This is a genomic window from Lacticaseibacillus baoqingensis (assembly GCF_003946165.1).
Taxonomy (GTDB): Bacteria; Bacillota; Bacilli; order Lactobacillales; family Lactobacillaceae; genus Lacticaseibacillus; species Lacticaseibacillus baoqingensis.
The window spans coordinates 48,035-69,526 of sequence record NZ_RHOI01000005.1; the positions used below are offsets into that span (position 1 = coordinate 48,035).

General features: G+C 49.3%; 20 protein-coding genes. 2 read left to right on the forward strand and 18 right to left on the reverse strand.

Going from position 1 to position 21,492, the window contains the following annotated elements:
• Positions 1 to 67 precede the first annotated feature (67 nt).
• Positions 68 to 697 (reverse strand): ComF family protein, encoded by a 630-nt coding sequence (locus EKM91_RS02975; RefSeq protein WP_225419439.1) that lies wholly within the window; start codon positions 695 to 697, stop codon positions 68 to 70.
• Positions 698 to 726: 29 nt separating this feature from the next.
• Positions 727 to 1,977, reverse strand: coding sequence for a helicase-related protein (locus EKM91_RS02980; RefSeq protein WP_125749564.1), 1,251 nt, complete (start codon positions 1,975 to 1,977; stop codon positions 727 to 729).
• A 12-nt stretch (positions 1,978 to 1,989) separates the two neighbouring features.
• Between EKM91_RS02980 and EKM91_RS02985 the strand changes: the two genes are divergently transcribed.
• Positions 1,990 to 2,622: a YigZ family protein gene (locus EKM91_RS02985; protein WP_125749567.1), complete on the forward strand. Its 633-nt coding sequence runs from the start codon at positions 1,990 to 1,992 to the stop codon at positions 2,620 to 2,622.
• 78 nt (positions 2,623 to 2,700) lie between these two features.
• Here EKM91_RS02985 and rfbD read toward each other — a convergent pair whose 3' ends face one another.
• From rfbD to EKM91_RS03010, 5 genes are all read right to left on the reverse strand, one after another.
• Entirely contained in the window at positions 2,701 to 3,546 is an 846-nt protein-coding gene (rfbD, locus tag EKM91_RS02990) for a dTDP-4-dehydrorhamnose reductase (RefSeq protein ID WP_125749570.1), read from the reverse strand.
• Positions 3,547 to 3,673: 127 nt separating this feature from the next.
• On the reverse strand, positions 3,674 to 4,699 hold the full coding sequence (rfbB, locus tag EKM91_RS02995) for a dTDP-glucose 4,6-dehydratase (protein ID WP_125749573.1): 1,026 nt from the start codon (positions 4,697 to 4,699) through the stop codon (positions 3,674 to 3,676).
• A 1-nt stretch (position 4,700) separates the two neighbouring features.
• Positions 4,701 to 5,273 carry a dTDP-4-dehydrorhamnose 3,5-epimerase gene (gene rfbC, locus EKM91_RS03000; RefSeq protein WP_125749576.1) on the reverse strand — a complete coding sequence of 191 codons (573 nt, stop codon included), beginning with the start codon at positions 5,271 to 5,273 and terminating at the stop codon, positions 4,701 to 4,703.
• Positions 5,270 to 6,145, reverse strand: a complete 876-nt coding sequence (gene rfbA / locus EKM91_RS03005) for a glucose-1-phosphate thymidylyltransferase RfbA (RefSeq protein WP_125749579.1) — start codon at positions 6,143 to 6,145, stop codon at positions 5,270 to 5,272. Before rfbA ends, rfbC begins: the two co-directional genes overlap by 4 nt.
• 118 nt (positions 6,146 to 6,263) lie before the next feature.
• Positions 6,264 to 7,694, reverse strand: coding sequence for a flippase (locus tag EKM91_RS03010; RefSeq protein ID WP_125749582.1), 1,431 nt, complete (start codon positions 7,692 to 7,694; stop codon positions 6,264 to 6,266).
• 145 nt (positions 7,695 to 7,839) lie between these two features.
• Here EKM91_RS03010 and EKM91_RS03015 point away from each other — a divergent pair, with 145 nt between their 5' ends.
• Positions 7,840 to 8,844 carry a glycosyltransferase gene (locus tag EKM91_RS03015; RefSeq protein ID WP_125749585.1) on the forward strand — a complete coding sequence of 335 codons (1,005 nt, stop codon included), beginning with the start codon at positions 7,840 to 7,842 and terminating at the stop codon, positions 8,842 to 8,844.
• Positions 8,845 to 8,914: 70 nt separating this feature from the next.
• Here the strand turns inward: EKM91_RS03015 and EKM91_RS03020 are convergent, their stop codons facing one another.
• The 11 genes from EKM91_RS03020 to EKM91_RS03070 all read right to left on the reverse strand — a co-directional run bounded on the left by EKM91_RS03020 (position 8,915) and on the right by EKM91_RS03070 (position 21,357).
• The gene (locus EKM91_RS03020; RefSeq protein ID WP_125749588.1) at positions 8,915 to 9,784 is read right to left on the reverse strand and encodes a glycosyltransferase family protein; all 870 of its coding nucleotides are present in this window, start codon (positions 9,782 to 9,784) and stop codon (positions 8,915 to 8,917) included.
• 9 nt (positions 9,785 to 9,793) lie between these two features.
• Positions 9,794 to 10,747, reverse strand: coding sequence for a glycosyltransferase family 2 protein (locus EKM91_RS03025; RefSeq protein ID WP_125749591.1), 954 nt, complete (start codon positions 10,745 to 10,747; stop codon positions 9,794 to 9,796).
• Between the two features lie 16 nt (positions 10,748 to 10,763).
• The gene (locus EKM91_RS03030) at positions 10,764 to 11,849 is read right to left on the reverse strand and encodes an EpsG family protein (protein ID WP_125749594.1); all 1,086 of its coding nucleotides are present in this window, start codon (positions 11,847 to 11,849) and stop codon (positions 10,764 to 10,766) included.
• A gap of 35 nt (positions 11,850 to 11,884) precedes the next feature.
• Entirely contained in the window at positions 11,885 to 12,814 is a 930-nt protein-coding gene (locus tag EKM91_RS03035; RefSeq protein ID WP_125749597.1) for a glycosyltransferase, read from the reverse strand.
• Entirely contained in the window at positions 12,814 to 13,866 is a 1,053-nt protein-coding gene (locus EKM91_RS03040; protein WP_125749600.1) for an NAD-dependent epimerase/dehydratase family protein, read from the reverse strand. Before EKM91_RS03040 ends, EKM91_RS03035 begins: the two co-directional genes overlap by 1 nt.
• Complete coding sequence (locus EKM91_RS03045) at positions 13,863 to 14,594, reverse strand: IspD/TarI family cytidylyltransferase (RefSeq protein ID WP_125749604.1); 732 nt, start codon at positions 14,592 to 14,594, stop codon at positions 13,863 to 13,865. Before EKM91_RS03045 ends, EKM91_RS03040 begins: the two co-directional genes overlap by 4 nt.
• Positions 14,595 to 14,596: 2 nt before the next feature.
• On the reverse strand, positions 14,597 to 15,481 hold the full coding sequence (locus EKM91_RS03050; protein ID WP_125749607.1) for a LicD family protein: 885 nt from the start codon (positions 15,479 to 15,481) through the stop codon (positions 14,597 to 14,599).
• Positions 15,482 to 15,502: 21 nt separating this feature from the next.
• Positions 15,503 to 16,150, reverse strand: a complete 648-nt coding sequence (locus EKM91_RS03055) for a CpsD/CapB family tyrosine-protein kinase (RefSeq protein WP_125749610.1) — start codon at positions 16,148 to 16,150, stop codon at positions 15,503 to 15,505.
• A gap of 15 nt (positions 16,151 to 16,165) precedes the next feature.
• On the reverse strand, positions 16,166 to 16,861 hold the full coding sequence (locus EKM91_RS03060; protein ID WP_125749613.1) for a YveK family protein: 696 nt from the start codon (positions 16,859 to 16,861) through the stop codon (positions 16,166 to 16,168).
• A gap of 42 nt (positions 16,862 to 16,903) precedes the next feature.
• Positions 16,904 to 18,304: a sugar transferase gene (locus EKM91_RS03065; RefSeq protein ID WP_125749616.1), complete on the reverse strand. Its 1,401-nt coding sequence runs from the start codon at positions 18,302 to 18,304 to the stop codon at positions 16,904 to 16,906.
• A 287-nt stretch (positions 18,305 to 18,591) separates the two neighbouring features.
• The gene (locus EKM91_RS03070) at positions 18,592 to 21,357 is read right to left on the reverse strand and encodes a GW dipeptide domain-containing protein (protein ID WP_125749619.1); all 2,766 of its coding nucleotides are present in this window, start codon (positions 21,355 to 21,357) and stop codon (positions 18,592 to 18,594) included.
• Between the last annotated feature and the right edge of the window lie 135 nt (positions 21,358 to 21,492).

Below are 21,492 nucleotides of genomic sequence, written 5' to 3' on the forward strand. Positions count from 1 at the left end.
CTTCCATCCCTCTAAACCCATTATACCGAACTGATGCATTAGACACAAACCCTTAACTGTGAATAATTCACCTAATTAACGAAAAGCTCGTGATCTCACCTTGAAATCCTGCCGCCTGCAAAGCCGCGGCCGCATGATAAAAAGTCCTACCAGTCGTGTAGAGATCATCGACTAAGATCACCCGTTTCGCCTGGCCAAACACCACCCCTGCACGTACGGTGAAACTTTGCGGTGTCGCCAACCGGCCGGTGCGATCTTTTTTTGCCTGAGGGGTCGGCGTATCCGCTTTTTGCAGCCATAACCGTAACGGCAAATGCGCAAATAAGCCTAATACCGGGTCAAATCCCCTTGAGGCAAAATGCTTTGGCTCACTGGTCAAAGGCACGAAGACCCCGCGTTTTGATGGGATCAATTGCGCTTGAAATGCCCGATGCAAGCGCCAATCCCCCAAGCCTTTGTAGCGCTGGATGAAGGCTTTCATGGCCGCATTATACGCGAACACCCCTTGGTGATGCAGCAGCGGTCCTTGTTGCTGCCAGCGTTGACAATCAAAACACAATTTTGGTGATGCTTGCCGGCCACATCCTGGGCATGCCGTTGCCGCATCAATCGGCGCAAACGTGCGCAAACACGCCGCACACAACTGTGGTACCTGTAACGGCCGGCGCCCAAATAACTGCGATAATGTCCAATTCATTTGGATCGGTTGCTGGCACCACACACACTTCACTGGCTTTTCCTCGCATTCAATTGCCTGATCGTATGCACCGCTTGATGCAGCGCTAAAGTATCATGGCGGGCATAAAACCATACGGGATCATCAGGACTGTCGGCTGCCCGACCGGCGCGCCCGGCCATTTGGATCAAGGCAGCCGCATCAAACCGCTGCGAATCAGCCCCTAACACGACCACCGCACACCGCGGGATCGTCACGCCGCGCTCCAAGATCGTTGTTGTCACTAATAAGCGCAACTGTCCTTGGCGAAAGGCACTGACTTTTTCTACGCGGTTTGGATCAGCTGCATGCACACTGCTAACCGCTGGGGTCACTGCGACTTTGAGTTGCTGGACAATAGGCGCCAACCAAGCAATGTCTGGGACAAACAGCAAGCATTGGCGTGTCGTCATGATCTGTTGGAGCGCTTTGACCCACTTCGATGGAATTTTATGCGGCAACTGTCCTTTGCGGATCTGCACCTGAGGCACTGGCAGCGGCTGACCATGGAAACGCCGCGGCAAAATACTCAAGCCGATTTTCCCGTGCTTAGCCGCTTGTTGCAATCGCTTCGGCGGCGTTGCGCTTAACCATAATTTTGCCCCGCGGCTGGCCGCGCTGACGGCATGCCAAAGTGCCGGGTCATGAACAAATGGAAAAGCATCATTTTCATCAATGACCAACAGATCAAACGCCTGATAATACCTTAACAGCTGATGGGTCGTCATGACGGTCAACGCTACCGTCGTTTGCGGCCAAGAAACACCGCCATACCGCACCGCCATGGCAGTATGGGCAAAAGCTGCCTGCAAGCGCGGAGCCAATTCGCGGACCACATCCAACCGCGGGGTGGCGACGCCGACGCGGCCGCCGGCAGTCAACACACTGGCGATTGCCGGAAACAAGATCTCGGTCTTGCCAGCTCCGGTTACTGCCCATAACAAGTGCTCTGTTTTGGTTTGCACCGCAGCCACTAATTCCGCTGCGATCCTTGCTTGTGCCGGCGTCAGTTCTCCTTGCCATGTCAACGGTTGTTCAACTGGCGGCAACGGTGGTGCCGCAAAGCGATAAAGGGTCGTTTGGCTAGACACTCGCCCGAGATTGATGCAATGCGGACAATAGTCATCTCCGCTGGGCAGTTCCACTAAGCCTTTTTGGCCGCAGCGCTGACAGCGGCCAGCGGCCAATCCCGGCACCGCCTGTGCTACACTAGTATCAAAATCTACTTCTGAATCCAATAATTGCATTCCTGAATACCACAAAGGAGCCCCTCCATGACGTATCACACAATTGCAGCCGATGGTGAACATGAACTGATCATCAAAAAATCGCGCTTCATCACCCGCATCGCCCGCATCCACACAGAAGCCGATGCCCAAAATATCATCCAAGCCGTACGCAAGACCCACTACAAAGCCAACCACAATGTCCCTGCCTATTTGCTGGGTGACGATGATCACATCCAGCGCGCCAATGATGATGGCGAACCTTCTGGCACAGCTGGCGTCCCAATGTTGCAAACCTTACAGCAAATGGGCTTACATGATGTCTTGGCGATCACGACCCGCTACTTTGGCGGCACCAAGCTGGGTGCCGGCGGCTTGATCCGTGCCTATAGCAACAGCGTTCAAGAAGCGGTCCACAGTGTTGGTATCGTCGCACGCCAATGGCAAAAAGCGGTCACCATTCAAATCACTTATGCCCAACTTGGCGCCGTACAAAATTATCTGCAAGCGCAACACCAACCGGTACAGCATATAGATTACGCCGTTGATGTCACGCTTCACCTCAATGTCAACGAAACTCAGGTTGCACCGCTGCAAGCGGCGTTGACTGATTTGTTAAGCGGCCAGCTCACCTTCAAGCTGGGCGAGCGCCTATTTGTCGAAGTACCAGTGCCGATTTAATTGTTTTCTGGCACCGCATTTCCCCCAAATCAAAAACACCTTTTGCGGCCGCAGTCGCAAAAGGTGTTTTTTTGATCACTACTTGGTTTCGATTTGAGCCATAAAGTCATGCAATGCGGTTTGCCATGTGGGCAATTCAAACCCCGTGGCCTTGGTTTTACTGAGGTCTAACAACGAATGGCGCGGCCGCCAAGCTTTTTGCGGATATTCCGCACTGGTGACAGGCAAGACTTTGGTATCTGTGTCTTTAAGGATCTCAGTGGCAAACTCAAACCAATTGCAGCTGTTATCGTTTGATAAATGATAGATCCCGTAAGCTAACTGCTGATCCACTGCAAACGTCATGAATTCTGCCAACGTCTTCGTCCATGATGGGCGTCCATATTGATCATTGACCACAGTCAAGGTATCATGAGTCTTGGCTAAGTTCAACATAGTATAGACAAAATTATGTCCGAACTCACCGAAGACCCAACTCGTCCGAATGATGTAGTATTTCTTGGCATATTTTTGGACAGCCAGTTCGCCTTCGTATTTAGTCCGGCCGTATTCGTTGCGCGGCGCTGGTTGGTCATCGACAGTATAGATTTCTTTAGTATCACCATCAAACACATAATCCGTGCTGATATAAATCAAAGTCGCATCCACGGCTGCTGCTGCCTTGGCCAAATGACGCGTACCGTCAACATTAACCAGCTGGTTGATGGCCTTGCCTTCATCTTCAGCCTTATCAACGGCAGTATAAGCGGCGCAATGATACACCACGTCTGGTTGATAGTCCTTCAGATATGCGGCCACCGCCGCTTCATCGGTAATATCGAGTTCTTTGGCATCTGTGGCCCGATAACTCACCCCGCGGCTGTCGAGTAAATGCCGCAATTCAGTCCCAAGCTGCCCATTGGCGCCTGTGATTAAGATCTTCATGTTTCCCTCCGTTTGACACAAAGGCGTGCGACAAAAGTCGCACGCCTTTGTGCGTCATGATTCCAGTAATTGCCACCTTAATGGCGCAACTGCCTAACTTCGCCAATTGATCGCATCATTAAGTCGCTTACTGCCCGCTCTTGGCGTACTTGGCTTCGACAGCTGCTTTTTCAGCTTGCCACCAGTCTTGATTGGCCGTATACCAATCGATCGTATGCTTCAAGCCGGTTTCAAAATCGGTGTATTGCGGGGCCCAGCCCAGTTCTGTGCGGAGCTTAGTGGCATCGATCGCATAACGCAGGTCATGGCCAGGACGATCTTTAACGTGATCGTAATCTTGAGGGTCTTTGCCCATCAAGCGCAGGATCATTTCTAAGACGGTCTTATTGTCTTGTTCACCGTCAGCACCGATCAAGTAGGTTTCACCGATCTTGCCCTTGGTCAAAATGGTCCAAACTGCGGCGGAATGATCCGTGGTATGGATCCAGTCGCGCACGTTTTTGCCGGTACCATATAACTTTGGCCGGATCCCCGATAAGATGTTGGTGATCTGCCGTGGGATAAATTTTTCGATATGTTGATACGGGCCATAATTGTTCGAGCAATTAGAAATCGTCGCCCGCACCCCAAAAGAACGCGTCCAGCCATGAACCAGCATATCGCTGGCGGCCTTCGTGGAAGAATATGGGCTGGATGGGTTATAGCGGCTTTCGGTAGTGAACTTCTCACCGACGCCTTCGCCATGTCCCGGCAAGTCTTCACGCAATGGCAGATCGCCATAAACTTCATCCGTCGAAACATGGTGGAACCGCACGTCATACTTGCGTGCCGCTTCCAACAACGTGTAGGTCCCCACAACATTGGAATGTAAGAACGGACTTGGGTCGATCAACGCATTGTCATTGTGACTTTCTGCGGCATAGTGAACGCATGCGTCAACATCAGCCATCAGGCGATCGACTAACGGCGCATCGCAGATATCCCCAACTACCAGCTTGACCCGGTCGCCAAGAATACTTTCAATGTTGGCCTTATTCCCGGCATAAGTCAGTTTGTCCAAAACGACGATTTGGACATCAGGATGGTTTTCATAGACATAATGGACGAAGTTAGAGCCGATAAAGCCGGCCCCTCCGGTTACCATAAGTTTCATGTTAGATCTCCCCATAAACGAAGTTGTTATCCGCATCTTTCAGTTGCGGATGATGCTTGTCTTTTTCAGACATGATCAAATGGTCGACAGACATGGGCCACTGGATCCCAATATCAGGATCATCAAACGCGATCCCGCGATCAGCATCAGGCGCGTAATAACCTTCAACTTTGTAGCAGAAGTTCACGTTCGGCGTTAAGGTGATAAACCCATGCGCAAAACCCTTTGGCACTAACAGCTGACGATGATTGAATTCGCTCAACAAATACCCTTCCCACTGGCCATAAGTCGGTGAGCCTTTGCGAATATCGACTAAGACATCTTCAACCACACCAGTAACCACGCGGACCAGCTTGGTTTGTGCGGCATCACCATATTGATAATGCATCCCGCGCAAGACGCCTGCTTCTGCCGAAAGCGATTGGTTGTCTTGGTTGAAATCGTTGGTGATCCCAGCTTCAATGAACTTTTCACGAGTATAAGTCTCGGTGAAAAAGCCACGGTTATCGCCGAAAACATCGGTTTCAACTAACTTCACATCTTGTAACTTGGTGGGAATGATCTTGACCACTATTTAGCCTCCTGTTTGACTAATTGCAACAAATACTGACCATATTCGGTTTTCTTCAAGGGCTGCGCTAATTTTTCGACTTGGGCGATATCGATATATCCCATCCGATAGGCGATTTCTTCTAGACAAGAGATCTGCAGGTTTTGCCGGTGTTGGATCGAAGCGATGAATGCAGATGCGGTTTGCAACGATTCATGCGTCCCGGTATCCAACCATGCAAACCCGCGGCCAAGCAACTCGACATCGAGCTGATCGCGGCGCAGATATTCCTGATTGACATCCGTGATCTCAAGTTCGCCACGCGCAGACGGCTTAATATTCTTGGCAATTTCCACGACATTGTTATCGTAGAAATAAAGCCCGGTCACCGCGTAATTGCTGGCAGGATGGGCTGGTTTTTCGATGATCGACTTGGCGTGCATATGCTCATCAAAATCCACCACGCCAAAGCGTTCTGGATCATTGACATGATAACCAAAGACCGTTGCGCCTTTAGGCTTGGCAGCTGCGCGCTGGAGCATCTTGGATAAACCGCCGCCATAAAAGATGTTGTCGCCTAGAATCAAGCAAACAGAATCTTGACCGATAAAATCTTCAGCCAACAAAAAGGCTTCTGCCAAACCGTTAGGATGTTCTTGGACCTTGTAAGTCAGATTCAGCCCCAAGTCATGACCATCGCCAAATAATTCTTCGAACCTTGGCAGATCCTTTGGCGTCGAGATCAACATGATGTCTTTGATCCCTGCTAACATCAACGTGGACAGCGGATAATAGATCATCGGCTTGTCATAGATCGGGATCAATTGCTTCGAGATCGCGCGTGTGATCGGATACAAACGCGTACCAGAACCACCAGCTAGGATAATACCCTTCATAACGAAAAATCCTCCTCTTTACCTAAGGTGCAATGCCTTTTGACGATGCATTGTCACCGGGCACATACATCTAATAGATTATCACATTCGCAGTAAAACAGGGACCTTGTTTTGCCAATTACGCGTGCCGCTTATGCATGAACTCTTGCACATAACCCAAGATCACCCGTGGCCGCAATAACAACAACGCCACGACGTAAACGCCCATCCCCACCAGCACTTCGATCACCAGCGCCACAATGCGTTGGCCAAGCACATGATCAAGGACACGGATCACCGCATACATGATGACACTGGCGGCTAAATACTTCCACGCTTCAGAAAACAACCGCCTTAACTTGATCTGGCGGCGCACATAATACACTTGATACCCCGTCACGATCGATTCTGATAAGATCGTCGCGATCACCGCACCCATGGTTCCCCACAAAAGGATCAACGGCACGTTCAAGATGATATTGGCGATTGATCCTAATACCACAGAGGTGGTGTACGGGCGCATCTGATTGGTTGGCAACAAATACTGCACCCCAACGGCACTGGCAATTGCGATCGGGATCACGACGATCGACTCGACTGCCATCAGTTGCGCCACTGGCATAAACTTAGCACTGAAAAAATAATACGTAAACGTATCTGAAACCGATGAGATCCCTAATGCTAACGGAAATGCCATCACTAAGACCACATGCATGGAAGTCTCTAGTGAGCGATGCACTGCAGCTTTGTCCCCATTAGCGAAACTATGCGCGACATGCGGCAATAAGACGGTGCCTGTCGCGGTCACGATGGCTAACAACATTTTGATGATCTTGTCGGAGTTATCATAAAATCCGGAGGCAGTCACGCCTTGCAACATCCCCAGCATCGTCTTATTCAACTGCAGATAGATCTGCGTCGCCAACTGCGGCACCAATAGCAACAATGACGGTCGAAGATGACGGACTAAATGCAGCTCCGAAAGCTTGGGCAACCCGTGCACATAACGCCTGATCGATGGCCAAAAAGTCAAGTTGCCCGCTAGCTGAGACCCGGCAATGATCACAATATAAAGTCCGGTATCATTGGCGGTTTTCACAAACGTAAACACCATCACCAATGAAGCCAACCGCACAAAGATATTGCGCAGCACTGTCACTCTGAAATTTTCTAAGCCTTGAAAAAACCAAGAGATATCAAAAGCTGCGGCGACTAACATCAATCCTTGGGCGAGGTAAAACACCCGATAGCGATCGACTGAAAAAACAAACGCCAAATAGATCAATACCGAAAGCCCAATACAGATGAACCGGATCAGTGCAATCTCCCAAAATAGTTTGGCAAGCTGTTCCGGTCGATCTCGCCGGTACGCGGTTTCACGATTACCATATAAGTTGATCCCTAAACTACCCAGTAAAATAAAATATTGAACGACTGAGTTGGTAAACGCGTTGATGCCGACCCCAGTCGGGCCAAGCACGCGGTTGACATATGGCACTGTGATCAACGGAACGATCAAGACAAAGACTTGATAACCCGCATTCCACAAAAAATTTTTGATGACTTTCATGTTCTTCTCCACAACTATCTTCAATCGGCGCAATATCACCGCATTACATGATACCAAAGCACGCCTTAGCGTGCACCCAGATTCAGTTTGTGTTAGGCTATTTGAGGACCAATGCGGTCACTTTTATATGTAAAAGGAAGCCATTATGACAAGCTCAACCGCCCTTAAGATCTGCGTCTTGCTTTCCACCTATAACGGCGAACATTACTTAGCCGAACAAGTCCATAGCATTTTGACACAAACAGGACGAGGCACCGCCTTCACTGTCCAAATATACATCAGAGATGACGGCTCAAGCGATAACACCCTCAAAATTATCCAACAATTAACAAATGACCACCCCGACACCGTCTTTTTGCTGACTGACGATTTGGGTAATGCCGGCGTGCGCGCTTCTTTTTTACAGTTGGTCAAACACGCCCCTAATGATGCCGCATTATATTTTTTGGCGGACCAAGACGATGTTTGGGAACCAAACAAGGTCCAAGTATTTCTTGAATATTACGCGCAAACGACGCAAGCGTTGCCGATCGGCTTATATTCAGATCTTTGGGTCGCTGATCAAAACGCCCAAGTCACTGGCCAAAAAATGAGCCAAGTCGCGCACTGGCAACAGTTAACGATCGATTATGAATTTCTCTCCTTCAACTATCGGATCACTGGGGCCGCATTTGCGTTTAATGCTCGTGCTAAAGAACTCTTGGCATTGATTTCGATTGCCGAGATCAATGCCAGCAACATGCACGATTCATTTTTTGCCTTGACCATTGCCGCTTGCGGACAGCTGATTGGGATCGCTGATCCACTCGTGCGCTATCGCCAGCATGCCCACAATGTTGTCGGCGCAGCCGGCCACCATAAAACTTGGCGTGAACATTGGCAAAGTGCCTTTGCTTTTCCTGGCCAAAAGATCTTTAACAACGTGTTGCTCAACGAATTTTTGCATCGGCAACACCTCCGCTTGCGCACCGCGCATGAAACGGCGGTAATGGCAGATTACTTGGCTTATTATCACGCCGCTCATTGCTGGCAGCGCTGGCAGGCAGCATTGATGATCAAAGCCCACATTTCTCAACCGCATCCCTGGTTGAACGTCGCGAAATTAATGGTCACCAACGTCACCAAACCCTATCAACTGCCTCAAAATTAAAATTTCACAGCCGAAACGGCTCTGCACCACGCCCTTTAAGATGCGTGGTGCAGAGCCGTTTTTAGCCGTATTATTTACTTGAAAACACCCCGCTGATCAGCCGTCCAAGCCGTTTGAACGGCTGATCTTCATAAAAAGCAAACAAGAAGCGGTTGGCAATTTTTTTATAGACAAACCGCTTCAATCCAGTGATTTCTTGACCATAGGCACGCGCTAACTTAAGCCCATTGCGCACATAATAATAGTCGCGAAACACCGGGGCATTCGAGGGATAAATCGTCTTGCCGAGAAAATGTCGCGGTTCAGTGCGACCGATCTGGTGTGCCATTTCCACCGCAGTGGTCGTGATCACTGCCCAACCACACTGCCGCAAGGCCAAGGCAAATTCAAAATCCACCCAATCGATGAACCAATCGGCCTTTTCACCCTTAACAGCTTCAAAAGCCTGCAGCGCGACTAAACATCCCGAAGCGATCGGCAAGGTCTCTGTCAAATAACCTGCGCTTGCAGGTTGCGGATGCACCGTTGTGATCGCGTGGTCTTTGATTTGAAACAGCGGCAAACGCTTTTGCAAGTGCACATCGCGGATCAAGGGACTCAACATGCCTAAGTGAGGCACTTGGGGCTGCAGTGTCTGCCATTGCGCCCACATCGCCGTAAAAAAATCTCCGTCGGCACTGGAATCTTGATCCATCAAAAACGCCTGCGCCACCCCTGCAGCCGCAAGTGCCGCAATCCCGGCATTATGCGCGGCTGCGATCCCTTGATTGCCGCCAAGCGCCAAAACCCTCACTTGCGGCAAATCAATGGTCAACGCATCCCCGTTATTGGCCACGACAATGTGGTCACAAACTTGTGCCCATGCTTGAAGCTTGGTCAAAAAAGCAGCCCGATCTGGCTGATAGGCCACGACCACGATACCAAATGTCTGTTTTTGCATGTGATCCCCCTAAAAAAGGCGCTGGCGTAACGCTAACGGCAGCCACAAAAATAGCCTAAACTGGACATCGCGCGCCTTTGCATGCATCGTCAAGTGATGTTGCTTAGCAAAACGCACTTGCTTGAGCGGCCGCCATCGATGCAACAAGTCTGCCATAAATTGGCCGAGCTCTTGGTTTGCTGGGGTGAGCTGCTGCCCATATAACGCCATAAATTGCTGATCTTGACGACAGATCTGCCAGATCTTGAGCTTCTTTTTTAACGTGAGGCGATCGAGCAATTTGCGCCAGCGATGCTGGCCTTGCGCACCGACGACGTTGTTGGCATGCTGTCGATACCCCACCAACGGCTGGTCCACTGTCAAGACTTGGCCTAAGCCGCTGGCGATCAAGGCGATCAGCCAGTCATGCATGAATAACGCCGAAACATCCATTTGCGCCCACTTAGCGACTACGAGATCCCGAGCTTGGCGATTGAACATCGTCGTACAGCCGATCACGTTGTTGTTCAACAAATAGCCTTTAAAGCTGGCGTCTTTGTACAAATGCCAATTTTGTTCTGGCAGCTCGACCCCATCAGCGTCGATTTGGACAAAACCGCAGTGCCACAATCCCGGTAACGTCGGCTCAAAGTCTTTGGCAACAGCGATCATCTGACTGAGCTTATTGGGTGCCCAAACGTCATCTTGATCGCTGAAAAAATAATAGTCTGCATCTTGTTCAGCCAACAAGGACAAGAAGGCTTTGACGACACCTAAATGGGGTGTATCAGCGCGGACTTGGATACGCTGGTCTCGTTGACTATACTCAGCTAAAATCTGCTGAGTGTGATCACCAGAGCCATCATCATGCACCAGCAGCTGCCAGTGAGGGTAATCTTGGGCGATCAGCGAGTCGAGTTGTTGCGGTAAAAACTGCTCCCCGTTATACGTCGACATGCAGATCACGACATTTTGATTGACCATAAACACTCCTAATTGATCAGCGCAGCAACAGATATGGGATCATATCTGTAACGCGCCAGAGATAACAGGTAAAGAAGAAATACGTCACGGTAACCAAGGCAAAAAACGCCCCGACATGCAACTTCAGCTTGAAGCGCGCTTGTGGCTGCTTTTCAAAATAAAACGCCGCCAAGATGATCAAAAACAAGAAACCGTTACGTTGGATCCGGGAATAATCATAGGCCAAAAAATCCGCCGGCAGCGCGTAAAACGACATCATAAAGCCGCACAACAGCGTATTGAAGGTCTCATGATCTTGCTTCGAAAATTTGGCAATGTAGTCAATAAAGAAGGCAAAAAGCGCCCCAGAAAATGCGGTAAAAGTCAGACCGACGATCCGAAACAAGCTGGTGCGATCCGTGTACATCGACGTGATCCGCGCCGCCAAGTTCGCCCGCGACGTCACGATGCCAGCGATCTTTCCCAGCACCGCAGAAACATAATTGGCTCCGACCACCACAGTAAGCATCATTACAAACAACACGAGCACCATCAAGACGATCAAGGCGGGTTTTAACCAGCGCTTAGGCAGCAAGCGCAAGCACACCACCGGTAAGAAGACATAGCCGATCGAATGAAACTGAGCGGCCAGCAGACAACCGACAATGGCGATCCCGACGCCCCACCAGGTTTTTTCTTTCAAAAACGAAATGGCAAAAATGATCAAGCTGATCGCGACATAGTTGCGAATCTGAATAACATCCAAAAATAGCACTGAAAGGTAGTACGCGATGGCAAAAAAGATCATGTTGTCTGTAAAACGCCGCACGCCAATATATAAAAAGAATGTGGCAATGACGGCCAAGGCTAATCGAAACGTTGCATAATCACAGCCCCAATTTGAGAACAGCTGCTCAAGTGCCGTGTAGCCGCGTTCAAAATAGGGGGTGCCGATCCCGACAGATTGATAATATGATTCATATGTCGCATAGTCAGTCGTTTTAGGCCCAGCCGCGCCGACTAAGTACGCCAAACCGCCAAAAGCAACAAGATTCGCCACCGTATTATGCCGAGTAAACGTGCCCATGAACAGCAGTATGACCAGTACGATTAAAGCTATCATCTAAATCCTCCACAAAATCGTAAGCCATCAGCGGCTTACAAAGTGTTCATGAGTACCCGATATTTCACCTGCAGGGTTTTGCGCGCCCCACTAGCGCGAAAACGCGGATCAAACAACAACCGCAACTTAGCGCCGAAGTGTTGCCGATAACTCGCAACTGCCGTTAAGACCTGGATTTGTTCAGGCGCCAATTGTGATTGCCAGCCGGCTAACAAGGCGGCTGCGCGAACCGAAAATTGATGCTTAGGCCCTTTTGAATACCGCCGATAACGATCCATCAATGTCGGTTTGATCGCACTGGCATTTTGGCCAAAACCAGTCGCGGTGCCTGCATGGCGCCGATACGAGATATGTGCTTTTGGATCGTAAACGACTGTCCCTAGTAAGTTGCCCAACGCCATCACCAACGCGTCGTGATTAGTCGCTTGCGTCGGGTGATATTTTTGAATCAAGCGCAACATCGTCGCATTAAAGACCATTGTGGCCCCTACGCCCCAGCCGTCTAAGAAACTTTCGGGAAAATGTTGATTGGGATCAAAATCAGCCGCAAACCGGTTGCCTAAAAACTGCATGTCACCATCCATGATTGCCACATTCCCATGATAAACCATCGGTGTCGTCTGGTCGGCCAATTTGGCGACGGCCGCGGCCAGCTTATCGGGATGCCACACATCATCTTGATCGGCAAAGGCATAAAAGCTGTCTGGGATCACCGGTGCAGCGTGCATCAAATCAGTAAAACTCGCCTTCCAGCCTTCATTTTGGCCATAAGCGACTGTCACATTCTCGTGCTGGGCATACGCGTGCAATAATTGCGCGGTTTCATCAGCTGACCCATCATCACGAATGCGCAGCTGCACCTGCACGCCTTGTTGGGCCAAGATACTGTCCACTTGCGCCGCTAAATATTGGGCGCCGTTATAAGTGGACAGCAGCACTGTCACCAAGGGTAAAGTCTCTGCCATCACTTCATTGCCTCCCAACTTTTAATGGTTTGTGCAAACATCTCCAGCAACCCTGCAGTCGGCTGCCAGCCTAGTGCAGCCAGCTTCTTGCCGCTCAAACGCAATTGCACTTGCGGGGCATAGCCCATATCTTGCTCAGGAATATCGATCACGACTTGACCATTGCCAAAATTAGTCGCGACTAATTCTGCCAACTGCTTGATCGAAACTGTCGCGGCTTCATTCACGACGTTATATGCCTCGCCAGCTGCTCCTTTGATGCTCAAAGTCAATAACGCTGCAATCGTATCCGGCAGATAACAATAATTCCCCATAGAAGTGCCATCAGTATGTAAGACCAAGGCTTCATGCTTCAAGGCACTCCGCGCAAATTGGGCAAAGACCCGCGAATCATCCGCGGCGACCCCAGGGCCAAAGGTTTGTGCCAGCCGTGCATTGACGACATCGACCCCGAATTCATGATAAAAGGCACTGGCTAAAAATTCATTACTGCGCTTAGATTCAGGATAACCGTTACGCACCACCAATGGATCGACATAGCCGACATCTGCTTCTGTCGCCCGCCGTTCAACAAACGGCTGCCCATAGATTTCCATGCTAGATAAATAAACCACCTTGGCATGGTCTTGGCGGGCCCGGTTCAAAATGTTCATCATGCCCAAAACTTGCGCCGAAAACGCTTCGACTGGTTGGGCGATCAGTTGTTTAGAACTCGTGACGGCTGCAGCGTGAAAAATAAAGTCCACTGGCTCAGTGATCTGATCATAAGGTTGTTTGATATCTTGATAAACAAATGTGATATCAGGCCGCTTGGCCAACGCCCCATAAAGCCTAGTGACTTTTTGCGGATTCCGGGCGATCGCCACCACTTGTAACCCGAGGTGCAAGCGATCATTAGCCCGTAAAAACAACAGGGTCAAGATCCGCGCAACTAAACCAGTCGCGCCAGTGATCAAGACCCGCTTGCCTTTATAAGCTGTTAAGTGTGCTTTTTGGGTTTGCACTAAATCATCGAGTGCGCCACTTAAAACTGGATCGATCACGGTACTCATGCCTGTCCTCCAAAGATCTGAGAATTCTCACGCGCGTCTAAAATCGCTCGGAAAATATAAAAATCAGTCGGCGTGGTCACCTTGATATTATCGGTGCTTCCAGTGACGGTATATAATTCCACGCCATAATGTTGCATCATCGACGCTGAATCGATGAAATCATGGCGGCCTTCATCTTGGGAGCGTTTGAAGGTTTGGTATAAGCTTTCTAAGCGATAGCTTTGCGGTGCCCGAGCCAAAACACATTGCGAGCGGTCGACGAATCGATCCAGTTTGCCGGCAGTTACGCCGACCCCGATGGTTTCAATTGCCGGTACCACGGTGATCGCGGTCCCTTTTTCGTGAACAGTCTGAATATTCGCATCGATCGTTGCCGTATCGATCAAAGGCCGCACCCCATCATGGAGCAAGACCGCCGTTTGGGCATCATGAGGTAAGTTGGCATACACGTATTGGACCCCAATGAATTGAGAATCAATGGCTTCGGCCCCTCCGGTCATGATCTTTTTGACCTTCTTGATCCCAAAGCGATCCAGCTTTTCTTGCAAGTAGTCTTCCCAGCCAGCCACACAGATCACCACGATGCCGTCAATATTGTCATCATGTTCAAACTTTTCCAGCGTGTAAATGATGATCGGCTTGCCATGCACTTCTAAAAATTGTTTTGGCAGCGCACCGTTGTTCATCCGCCGGCCTACACCACCGGCAAAAATAACCGCATAATCCATGTCTAATCCTCCACGAGATAATATTGCCCTTTATACTCACGATATGAGCGCTCGGTATCGATAATCGCTGTATGATGTTTGGCTTTTTGATCTGACTTCGGCGGAAAACTCATATAATCCCCGAAAATCAAGGTCAAGTATTGATCATACCCAATCGGAACTGGCATTTGGGTGTCTTCAAAAGGCACCAGCTGGGTTTGTTCAAACCAAGCGGCGTCCAAAGGCCGCATGATGGCCTTTAACCCCGTCACCAGCTCGACTGCCGCCGGGGATGCTTTGAGCGACGGCTTGATCATCCGTGCTTCTGCATGATGCCATAATTGATAGCGCCGCTTTGGGGATTTGACCAATGCCAGTGGCAATCCTGTCAACATACGCAACAGCTTGCCTTGATGATCCGGCAGCCGTTGGTTGATGTAAATCGAAAAGATCACTGCATTGGCACGCTGTTTAAAGCGCGCAAACGCCGAGGTGGCTAAGCGATCCATGGGGAGAATATCGATCCCGATACCTTGGTTCACATCTTGATCTGCCGTACGAAAGTTGATAAACGTGGTTTCGCTGTCGTTTAACGTCATTGCCGCGTGCCGATAATTATGGGTCGCATCAGAACGACACAACTCATACTGCGGATTGGGTGAAAGTTTTGACCAATCGCGTGCCAAGCGCTCATAATCTTCACGCATCATGAACACATCAACATCGTCATCCCAAGGAATAAAGCCGTGATGGCGCAAGGCACCGATACAGCTGCCACCAGCCAAGAAAAATGATAGCCCATTGGCATCGCAGACCTGCTTGAGATATTTTAGGATCTCAAGTTCTTTGGCCTGCAACGCCTGCATTTGCGCTGGTGTTGCTTGCGATAGATCTTTGATTACGGTCACACTAATTCTCCTTTGGCTGCTTTAATAATCGTAGTCTGAACGTTTGCTTGGCGCTTGATTATACACCACACCATAACGGGTCACTTCGTCTGTCTTCAATGCTTGCAGCGTATCCGCAAAAGCGGTTTTTTTGACCTGCTTATGGCCCACTACTAACAAGGTGAAATCACACAAGGTTGCCAACACTTGCATATCAGCATGCTGTAAGAAGGTGTCGCCATCGATGATCACCACCGCAAATACTTGTTGCAGCGACTCAAGGAGTTGTGCAAACGCAGGATTCACGAACAACGCAGAGGGATCTTCTGGTACTGCACCAGCAGCTAACAAGCTAAGATTAGCAATTGCTGTCGGTTGAATGTATTGCTCAGGCGCCGCATTGGCCGCCAACAATTCCGCTAACCCTTGCGTTTTATCGCCTAACGCTGCAGACACGTCACTGTGGCGATAATTAGCGTCGATCAATAAGGTGCGATCCCCATTTTGGGCAAAAGTTTGTGCCAAGTTCGCGCTAACAGTGGACTTGCCTTGACCATCGATCGGACTGGTCACCAGAATCGTTTTGATCGGGCTTTGTTGCCGCTTTAAGAATAGCTCGTTGCGCAATGCGCGAAACTGGTTTTGTGATGCTGGCGCAACCGCTAGCAAATCGTTTGTTGTGTTTGCCATGATTTATCCCTTCACCTACTTAATTGCCTTGAAGTTTGTGATATCCCCCATTACTGGGACATCTTGTTGCTTAAAGTAGCCAAGCGTTGCGATCCGCGGATCAAACAACTCTTTGGCACTGACAATATAAAAACCAATGACTAATCCTAATACAGCGCCAGCTAAGGCAAACGTTTTGACCCGACTCTTCGGGGTCATATCCGGCGTTGCTTTTGAAGCCACTGTGATCGGCTTGGAATTAGAAACGATCGTTTTGACCCGATTTTTGAATGCCGCCACAAGTTCATTGGCTACATCAGCGGACAATTGCGGATTCGGCGTTTTGACTGTGATCGTAAACACCCGCGATCCCCCGTTATTTTCAACCGTGATGTCATTGGCCAAATTGCCGATCGAGCCCTTGAGCTTACCTTGTTTTTGCAGTGACGTGATCACAGAATCTAAAATCGATTGCTGGGTGAACAAGTCCTTGTAGGTGCTGAGCATCTGCGTATCTGCTTGGTTTTGGTTCAATGCTGAGGCTAAAGTTTCTTTGTCAGACTTTTCTTCTGGGTTCACCACGATCGCCGTCGTTGATTCGTATTGCGGCGTTACTAAGTACTTCGCCGCAGCATACCCGCCGACCAACCCGATGACAGTCAAGGCCACCACTAAGACCCAATTTTTCTTGAATGCGTTGGCAAATGCCTTAAGGCTCATTACAAGTTTCATAATTCCTCCGAAATGATCGCGGCGCAAAGCGTCGCCTTAATTTTAATCGAGATGCTTGATATCGTTTTCTGAAACAATTTCATGGAGTTTCTTATAACTTGGTTCTTCATCTTCATCGACGCCGGCAGACGACATCTTATCAAACAAGATCTTGATCGTTTGCAATAAGATCTTCGCATCAAGAAACAAGCTATAGCATTTGATGTACAAAAGATCAAACTTCAACTTGCTGCGATAATCAGACGCATACTTCCCGTATACTTGCGCATAGCCGGTGATCCCGGCGCGGACATTATGCCGCAAATAATAATGCGGTTCTTCCGCATTAAATTGATCGACGAAAAACGGCCGTTCCGGACGCGGGCCCACGATCGACATATCACCACGCAGCACATTAAAGATCTGGGGTAATTCATCCAGCCGGAACTTGCGTAAATACTTACCGACCGGCGTGATCCGCGAATCGTTGCTGGTCGCCAGCATTGGTCCAGATTTGGCTTCAGCATTGGCTGCCATCGTGCGGAATTTATAAATACTGAATTCCCGCTGATTCAAGGTGATCCGCGTTTGCTTATAAATCACCGGGCCCGGCGACGTCAACTTGACTAAAAGCGCCGAAATAAGCATAAATGGCGACGCCACGATCAACATCAATAATGATACGATCACATCAAAAACGCGCTTCAAAAACGCATTTTCCGGTGAAATGCGAAAAGCACTAAGGCCCATCACACTTTCATCTTCAAAGTTCATTAAGTTCGGGCCAAGCATCAATAAGTTATCAAAGGTCGATGGCAACAAGACTTCTTTATTTTCTTTGATCAACATGTCGATGATCTCACGCCGATCATTATCATGTAAGCTCTTGGTCAAGTAAAAAATATCCACATCCGGCAATACTTTTTGCGCATTTTCTTTAAAGTGGTCCGTGATCACGATCGTGACTTTGTGCTTGTTATTCTTGGCGGAATCGAAGTTTTCAATAATTGCCGGCAGCTCATTTTCATATGACAACACCGCGACGCGCCGGTCGCTGGTAAAGCGAATGTACATGTAATAGATGAAAACTCGCCAGATGCCTAAGATCACAATGCTGATGACGAACGATAATCCCAGCACTGAACGCGGAAAAGCGAACAGGCGGCCAAAGAAGGTGATCATCATCAACCCAAGCGTCGTTAAGAACTGTCCTAATATCGTATTGAAAATGATATCACTCACGCGGCGGTTGTAAAAAATATACACGCCTAGCAAGAAATTGATCAGTAAGAATAAAACGGAAATATAGATCGCCGATTTTTCATAAGTATAAAAGTTGCGATCCGGTAACACACTGCCAAACCGCACATAAAATCCAAGGAGAACACTAAAGTTATAGAGTGCGACGTCCCCAACGATGGTCAACAGGCGTCTTAACCCGTTCCACTCAGTCTTTTGTCTCATAATCAAACCCTCTCAACAAGTCATCATCTCGTGCCTGCTTAGACACACAGATGGATTATACCACAGTCCTCTACCTGTCCTCCATAAGCCGCTGGCAAACGTGGCTTCGAGCGTTATTATACGCCCGAAGCCAGCACAACGGGTCCTGCCAAGCAAAGTGTAACTGTTTCTAAAGAAACCTTGACGCTGATCAGATCAACGCCAAACGGCTCTGCCTGACAACCATTGCGATTGTGAGGCAGAGCCGTTTAAATGGATAGCTTAAAACCATTGCGTTTTCATGGCGATCAGTTGCTCAATGCGACCCCCCGGCTGTCGATCCAATAGGTTTTGCCGCTAGCCAGCTGGATCTCATAGAACTTGTTGCCAGCAGCCGCTGAACGGTTAGTGATCGCTTGTTTCAACACCTTGACCGTCTGGCCGTTGAAACCGGCAGCATTATGATTTTCCAACACTGATAAGGCATCCGTGTAATAAGGGGCGGAATAAAGCCCATCAGCACGCCCAGTTTGGTTGATCTTACCGGTCAATGCCACCGTTTTGGTACTGGTAACTTGATTGTATGTGATCTTGGTCAATGCCTTGACATCGATCCACTTGGTTGTCTTATCCGGCAACGTGACTTTCGCGTAGGTGCCTTGAGATGTTGTCCCTTCAGCGGTGACTTTGACCCCGCGGCCATTGTAAGCTAAGGCATCAGTATTGCTGAAGATACTATCCGCATCACTATTATAAGGATGCGCATAAAGCCCGTCACGGCGGCCATTTTCAGTGATCTTGGCATCATAGCTGACAGTCTTGGTGTTGGTGACTGCTTCTAAGCCCATCGTCTTGACCCCGCGGCTATCAAGCCACAACAGGCGACCGTTGCTGAATTTCACTTGATAAAAAGTATTGCCAGCCGCGGCGGACCGATTGGTCGTCGCTTCCGCCACCACTTGCACTTTTTGCCCGTTAAAGGCTTGGGCGTTGTGGTTTTCGGTGATCGTCAACACATCCGTGTAATAAGGTGCTGAGTAAAGCCCGTCTGCGCGGCCTGATTGTGCGATCGTGCCGGCCATATTGACGGTTTTTTTACTCGTCACTTGATTTAATGTGACCAAAGCAACGCCGCGCGCATTGATCCAATTCGTTTGGCCATTCGTGAAGCGGACTTGATAATACGTATTGCCGTCACTGCCTGAGCGATCAGTAGTGGCTTCAGCAATGATCGCAACTGCACGCTCGTTATACCCTAAGGCATTGTGGTTAGGCGTGATGGTCGCCGCATTCGTGCAATACGGGGCGGAATATAGCCCATCTTCGCGTCCGGATTGATTGATCTTCCCAACTAAAGCCACCGTCTTTTTACTCGTCACTTTATCGTAAATATCTGTGGTCAAGCCATGTTTGTCGATCCATTCAACTTGGCCGCTATTCAACTTGATCTGACAATAAGTCCCAGTGGCCGTCGTGGCTTCTGCCGTCACCGGCACGATTTGATTGTCATACGCCGGCGCATTGCTGTTTTGATAGATATTGGCCAAGCTGGTCTTATACGGCCCGCCTGGATACAAGCCATCATGCCGCCCGCTTTGTTTGATCCGGGCCGTGTAGTTAACGGTATGTCGATTACTGATCCCATAAAAACTGCCGAGTTTGACCGCGCGGGAATCTGTCCAATAGGTCTTACCATTCACGAAGCGCACTTGATAAAAGGTGTTTCCTGCTGCCGCACTGCGAGATGTCGTGGCACTTTGCAATACTTGGACCGTTTGGCCATTAAACGCCTTGGCATTCGAGTTTGCAGTGGCCGTCGCCGCATTGGTATTGTATGGTGCCGAATAAAAGCCGTCTGCACGGCTGTTTTGATCAATAGTCCCTGGCAGATTGACCGCTTTAGTGCTCTTGATCGTGTCATAAGCCTTCGCCGCACTGGTGAACAGGCCTTGATAATCAACAGAAGTATCTAGGCTGTTGCCGGCATGGCCGGGCAAATAAGCAGTTGAAGAAAATTGCCAAGCGCCATATTGGGTGTTCCAGAGATCATTTTTCGACGGGGTATATGGGTATTGGGCAAACCAAGTCTTCGCAGCGCCCACAGTGCCACTAGTGGCATTCGCATACGTTGAACCAAACAAACCGCCGGTGTAGACCCCATGGTTGGTATAGCCGGCCGCATTCAATGTGGCCCAGTATTGATTCAAATTAGCGCCAACATTGTTAGTGTCAGTTTCGGACGCTTCCATGTCTGCAAAGACCAGCGTTGACTTTGGCAGTCCTAATGACCGCATGGTAGCAGCGGTCTTATTGGCCTCTGCCGCAGCCGTCGCCGCATTGCCAAAGCGGGCAAAATGGTAAACTGCTACTTTCAAACCGGCGTTTTGAGCATATTTGATCTGACTAGCCGCATACTCGTTAGCGTAGTTGGTACTTTCAGAAACTTTCACGATCACAGTTTTAACGCCCAGCGCCTTAAGTTGGTTATATTGCGCTTGGCCCATCCAGTTCTGGTATGAAGCCACGTCCACTGCGTCAACTGAAGGTACCGACGTATTGCCGATCGCAAAAGTCAGCGTCGAAGCGGTCGCTGCAACTTGAATGATTTGCTGACTGCGGCCGGTTTTTTGGTAATCTGCTTCCGCGTTCTTTTTGGCCACAACCAGCCATTTGGCGGCGGTCACTTCATCCAGCCCTGCTGGCATCCGTAAAATATGTTCTTTGCTCGTCGAGCCCGATTCATTGGTCATTGCTTTTAAAGCATCATCACTGATCACGGTGCCCATACTGTGATCGGTGACGGTTTCAACGCCTTGATTACTGTGCTGATTGGTCAAAGAAAATGCCGCCTCAGCGACAGTGGCCGCCGCTTTGACTTGATCATTGGTCACTTTGATCTGACTATTAGCCGTCGTTTGGCTGCTGGCAGTACTTGTCGCGGCGGCTGTGCTGACGGCAGCATCCGTACTAGCGTCAGGATACAATGTGCCCGTGTTCATTTGATTGGCTAGGATCAGTGCCGAAAATAATCCGACGACCCCCCACACCGAGCGCTGTGCCGTTTTTTTGTTCATGTTTTTCAACCCCTATGTCATTAACAATATTAACTAATTCAAAACGTTCTTAAATAAACTCTAAGGTATTGTCAGTATACGTCAAAAAGACTGGCAACAGAACAAATCGCCAGCGTCTGTTATCGAATAGTAATA

Coding starts and splice junctions, on each gene's coding strand:
- EKM91_RS03020 (WP_125749588.1), bottom strand. CDS start 9,784: ATGCAAAAACAGACATTTGGTATCGTGGTCGTGGCCTATCAGCCAGAT.
- EKM91_RS03030 (WP_125749594.1), bottom strand. CDS start 11,849: ATGATAGCTTTAATCGTACTGGTCATACTGCTGTTCATGGGCACGTTT.
- EKM91_RS03045 (WP_125749604.1), bottom strand. CDS start 14,594: ATGGATTATGCGGTTATTTTTGCCGGTGGTGTAGGCCGGCGGATGAAC.
- EKM91_RS02975 (WP_225419439.1), bottom strand. CDS start 697: ATGAATTGGACATTATCGCAGTTATTTGGGCGCCGGCCGTTACAGGTA.
- EKM91_RS02985 (WP_125749567.1), top strand. CDS start 1,990: ATGACGTATCACACAATTGCAGCCGATGGTGAACATGAACTGATCATC.
- EKM91_RS03035 (WP_125749597.1), bottom strand. CDS start 12,814: ATGGCAGAGACTTTACCCTTGGTGACAGTGCTGCTGTCCACTTATAAC.
- rfbA (WP_125749579.1), bottom strand. CDS start 6,145: ATGAAGGGTATTATCCTAGCTGGTGGTTCTGGTACGCGTTTGTATCCG.
- EKM91_RS03055 (WP_125749610.1), bottom strand. CDS start 16,150: ATGGCAAACACAACAAACGATTTGCTAGCGGTTGCGCCAGCATCACAA.
- EKM91_RS03040 (WP_125749600.1), bottom strand. CDS start 13,866: ATGAGTACCGTGATCGATCCAGTTTTAAGTGGCGCACTCGATGATTTA.
- rfbD (WP_125749570.1), bottom strand. CDS start 3,546: ATGAAGATCTTAATCACAGGCGCCAATGGGCAGCTTGGGACTGAATTG.
- EKM91_RS03015 (WP_125749585.1), top strand. CDS start 7,840: ATGACAAGCTCAACCGCCCTTAAGATCTGCGTCTTGCTTTCCACCTAT.
- EKM91_RS03060 (WP_125749613.1), bottom strand. CDS start 16,861: ATGAAACTTGTAATGAGCCTTAAGGCATTTGCCAACGCATTCAAGAAA.
- EKM91_RS03010 (WP_125749582.1), bottom strand. CDS start 7,694: ATGAAAGTCATCAAAAATTTTTTGTGGAATGCGGGTTATCAAGTCTTT.
- EKM91_RS03065 (WP_125749616.1), bottom strand. CDS start 18,304: ATGAGACAAAAGACTGAGTGGAACGGGTTAAGACGCCTGTTGACCATC.
- rfbB (WP_125749573.1), bottom strand. CDS start 4,699: ATGAAACTTATGGTAACCGGAGGGGCCGGCTTTATCGGCTCTAACTTC.
- EKM91_RS03025 (WP_125749591.1), bottom strand. CDS start 10,747: ATGGTCAATCAAAATGTCGTGATCTGCATGTCGACGTATAACGGGGAG.
- EKM91_RS03070 (WP_125749619.1), bottom strand. CDS start 21,357: ATGAACAAAAAAACGGCACAGCGCTCGGTGTGGGGGGTCGTCGGATTA.